The organism is Chengkuizengella marina, from assembly GCF_009910845.1.
Taxonomy (GTDB): Bacteria; Bacillota; Bacilli; order Paenibacillales; family KCTC-33759; genus Chengkuizengella; species Chengkuizengella marina.
The window spans coordinates 1-4,751 of the sequence record NZ_SIJB01000072.1; the positions used below are offsets into that span (position 1 = coordinate 1).

1 protein-coding gene and 1 pseudogene are annotated in these 4,751 nt (G+C 37.7%); both read left to right on the plus strand.

The window, feature by feature from the left end:
- Positions 1-344: 344 nt before the first annotated feature.
- A pseudogene (locus ERL59_RS21215) lies at positions 345-2,384 on the plus strand (glycoside hydrolase family 9 protein); the annotation flags it as partial.
- A 15-nt stretch (positions 2,385-2,399) separates the two neighbouring features.
- The coding region (locus tag ERL59_RS21220; protein ID WP_407925753.1) for a glycoside hydrolase family 48 protein at positions 2,400-4,751 on the plus strand (2,352 nt) is incomplete at its 3' end.

A 4,751-nucleotide genomic window follows, 5' to 3' on the forward strand; every position in this document is an offset into this window, starting at 1 on the left:
TAATAAAACAGACTGGAGCAACTATGATGAAACAAATGATTACTCCTTTGATGCAAATATAACTGCATTCACCGATTGGAACAAAGTTACGTTATATCATAATGGACAATTAGTATGGGGAATTGAACCTTAAACTTAAAGGGTGTGGTAGTACACCCTAAAAATTTTTAAATAAAGGGTAATGTTAATTGTTTTCTATTAAAAATTCGTTTAAAGAAAGGAGGTTTCTGTGAAGGGACATAGAATATTACTGAACTCTTTCATAGAAGAATAAAGTGTTATATATTAAAAAAATTTTATAATAACGACTGAAATCTTTTATGTTCTTAATCACAGAAATTGATATGAGGAAAAAGCTATTTATTATTTTTATTGGAATCATACTTGTAGTATCTTCATACAGTGTGCCAATTTCAATAGCGGACTTTGATACTGGGAACGTACGTATCAATCAGATCGGTTATTTACAAAATGCAGATAAAGTTGCCACGATTATCAATAACTCCACATCGCCTCTCAATTGGGAATTAAGAGAATTGGGAAGCGGCAATGTTGTTTCTAGCGGTTTATCTTCAGTTTATGGAAATGATCAAGCATCAGGTGATTTTTTACATCATGCAGATTTTTCATCCGTAACGGCATCAGGAAATTACACGTTATGGGTAAATGGTGAAGGGGAAAGTGTCCCTTTTAAAATTGGTTCAGATTTATATCCTAATCTTGCAAAGGAAGCAATGGAATATTTTTATTTTCATAGAATGGGTACGGATATAGAAGCTCAATATTTAACGAATCCTACTTTTGCCCATAGTGCATTGCATCCTGGTGACAATAGCATTAGTTGTTACAATGATTGGTGTAATGGAGATGTATTAAATGTGCAATATTCATGGGCTGATGCGGGTGATTTTGGCATTTATTCTGTTAACCAAGCCATATCTGCATGGACTTTATTAAATTTATTAGAACGTTATCCATCTGCTTTTCCAGATGGCTCACTAAACATTCCTGAAAACGGGAATGGTATCCCTGATATATTAGATGAAGTGAATTTTGGTTCAACATTTATGAAGGGAATGCTTCCTCCTTCAGGTGGATTAGCTTCTCATAAAGTTCATAATAACAATTGGAGTGCATTCCCATTAACCAATATTGCTGGAGAAAATGGGGAAGCAAGATTCGCACAACCTCCTTCTACAAATGCTACTTATGCTGTTGCTAGAAATCTTGCCCATTTAGCTAGATTACTAGATGATTATGATCCTGTGTATGCTTCAGAATTATGGAATATTGCAGAGGATGCATGGGTAAGAGCAGAAGCAAATCCAAATGTGGATTATACAGATAGTACAGGTGATGCTACAGGTGGCGGTGATTATGGAGATACAAAAAATAGTGATGATCAATATACAGCTGCTGTTGAATTGTATTTAACTGCCTATGCTCTGAATGACAGTGATGAGCAAGTCTATCAATCAGCTGTTATGAATTCACAACATTATAAAGAGGTAAGTCATTTTGATTGGGCTGAAGTAACGGGTGCGGGCTCATTATCCCTATTAACAGCTAACAATGATCTACCAACACAAGACATTATAGATATGGAAAATAATCTTTTAACACATGTAAATAACAATGTTATCAATGTTTTAAATACAGAAGGTTATCCAGTGCCTCTTTCTGGAAGTGAAACTTATCCGTGGGGTTCTAACTCATTTATTGTAAACTCAATGATATTTATGGCATTTGCTTATGACATTAGTGGGGATATCAATTATTTAAAAGGTATTCATAAAACGATGGATTATCTTATGGGTAACAATGCAATGAAACTATCATATATTACAGGTTATGGTGAGTTTTATGAAACAGATACACATGATCGTTGGGCTTGGGGGAAATATCAAGGTGGTACACCATATCCTAAAGGATGGCTCTCAGGAGGTCCTAACAATGATAACTCAAATGATCCAGCGACACCACAAGGACAGCCTGCTGCTAAATCTTATGCAGATAAAGATACTGCCCCTAGTGCATGGGCATCTAAAGAAAATACGATTAACTGGAACGCACCGCTAGTATGGATTTCTCAATATATAAATGATACTCAGGATGATTTAAGTGAACCTGATGTTCCAACTGTACCGAATGTCCCAACTTCATTAAGTGCTTCAGCTGGAAACGGTGAAGTATCAATAAGTTGGAACAGTGTGTCTGATGCAGATAGTTATTCAGTGAAACGAGCAACTGCTTCAGGCGGTCCATATAATACGATTGAAAATAATGTTGAAGGAACGTCGTATACAGATGTGGGATTAACCAATGGCACAACGTACTATTATGTCGTAAGTGCTGTCAATGAAGTTGGAGAATCTACTAATTCAAATCAAGTTGCAGCAATTCCAGAAGACCAAGGGGATATGTCTCAGAATGAAGCTCGATTTTTAACAATGTATGAACAAATTAAAGATCCTAACAATGGGTACTTTTCACCTGAGGGAATTCCGTACCATTCCATTGAAACATTATTAAGTGAAGCGCCGGATTATGGTCACATGACAACCTCTGAAGCTTACAGCTATTGGTTATGGTTAGAAACATTATATGGTTATTTTACGGGAAATTGGACACCACTAGAGGATGCTTGGGACAATTTAGAAACGTATATTTTACCTATTAACGAAGGAGACGGTGTAGAAGAGCAGCCGACGATGAGCTATTATAATCCAGCTAGTACTGCCACCTATGCTCCTGAACATCCGTATCCAGACATGTATCCAAGTATGTTAGGGAATTCTGTACAAGCCGGTTCTGATCCACTAGATGCGGAATTAACAGCAACTTATGGAGATAATGAAACTTATTTGATGCACTGGTTAATTGATGTGGATGATTGGTACGGGTACGGCAATACTTTGAACCCTTCTCATACGGCAACTTATGTAAATACGTTCCAAAGAGGTGAACAAGAGTCAGTATGGGAGGCAATTACCCATCCTTCCCAAGATGATTTTTCGTTTGGTAAAACAGGTGAAGGGTTTGTTTCTTTATATGTCGCAGAAGGTGCAGCACCTGCTCCACAGTGGAGATATACAGCGGCAACAGATGCTGATGCTCGTGCGGTTCAAGTTATGTATTGGGCACAACAAATGGGTTATAACAATCCAACGTATTTAGATAAAGCGAAAAAGATGGGCGATTATTTACGCTATGGTATGTATGATAAATACTTCCAAGAAATCGGTAGTGCTTCTGATGGAACTCCAACACCTGGAACGGGTAAAAATGCCAGCCATTATTTAATGTCATGGTACACTGCGTGGGGTGGAGGACTTGGTGATATGGGTTCAGGAAACTGGGCATGGAGAATAGGTTCAAGTCATGCACACCAAGCGTATCAAAATACGGTAGCAGCTTATGCATTATCTCAAGGTGGTTTAATTCCTGAATCAGCGACAGCACAAGAAGATTGGCAATTATCTTTGGAAAGACAATTAGAATTTTATACTTGGTTGTTATCTGCTGAAGGTGGTGTAGGAGGAGGAGCTACAAATAGTGTTGGTGGAGATTATTCCAGTTACCCTGTAGGGATAAGTACATTTTATGATTTAGCCTACGATGAAGATCCTGTATATCACGATCCTCCATCAAATACGTGGTTTGGATTCCAAACATGGCCTTTAGAAAGAGTAGCTGAATATTATTACATTTTGGCTTCCAACGGTGATACGAGTACAACGAACTTCCAAATGGCTAAAGAAGTGATTAATAAATGGATTGATTGGTCTATCGATTACACGTTTGTGAATGAAAAACCTTTGACAGACAGTGATGGTTATTTCTTAGACAGTAATGGTGATCAAATTTTAGGTGGCTTAGATCCAGATGTTGCCACTGAGCCTGATCCAGGTCAATTTTATATCCTGGGTGGTCAGGAATGGAGCGGTCAACCAGATACATGGAACGGTTATGAAAACTTTACTGGAAACCCGAATTATCATGTTATTGCGAAAAATGCTAGTCAGGACGTTGGGGTACTAGGAAACTATATCAAGGCACTTACGTTTTATGCAGCAGGAACAAAAGCTGAAACTGGGGATTTCACGGCTCTAGGAAATCAAGCTAAGGATATGGCTGAACAATTACTAAATATAGCTTGGAATTTTAATGATGGTATAGGTATAGTAACAGAAGAGCAAAGAGCAGATTATTATCGTTATTTTGAAAAAGAAATTTATTTTCCTGATGGATGGACTGGAACCTTTGGGCAAGGCAATACAATTCCAGGAACAGGCGGAATTCCTTCAGACCCAAGTAAAGGCGGAGATGGAGTATATATTAGTCATCACGAACTGAGACCGGAAATTAAAAATGATCCTAATTGGTCTTATTTAGAAGACTTATACAATACATCATGGAATGCAGTAACGGAAACGTGGGACAATGGAACACCTACATTTAAATATCACAGATTCTGGTCACAAGTAGATATGGCAACAGCCTATGCAGAGTTTGACAGAATAATTGGGGATACAACACCAACTGCACCAAGTGCTCCTACCGGGGTTACTGCCCTTCCAGATGATGGAGAAGTAAATCTAAGCTGGAATAATGTCTTTAATGCGGACAATTATATTGTCAAACGTTCAGCTAACTCAGGAGGACCATATACAACGATAGCAAACAATGTAACACTTACAAGTTATATTGATTCTACAGTAACCAACGGTACAACGTATTATTATGTCGTT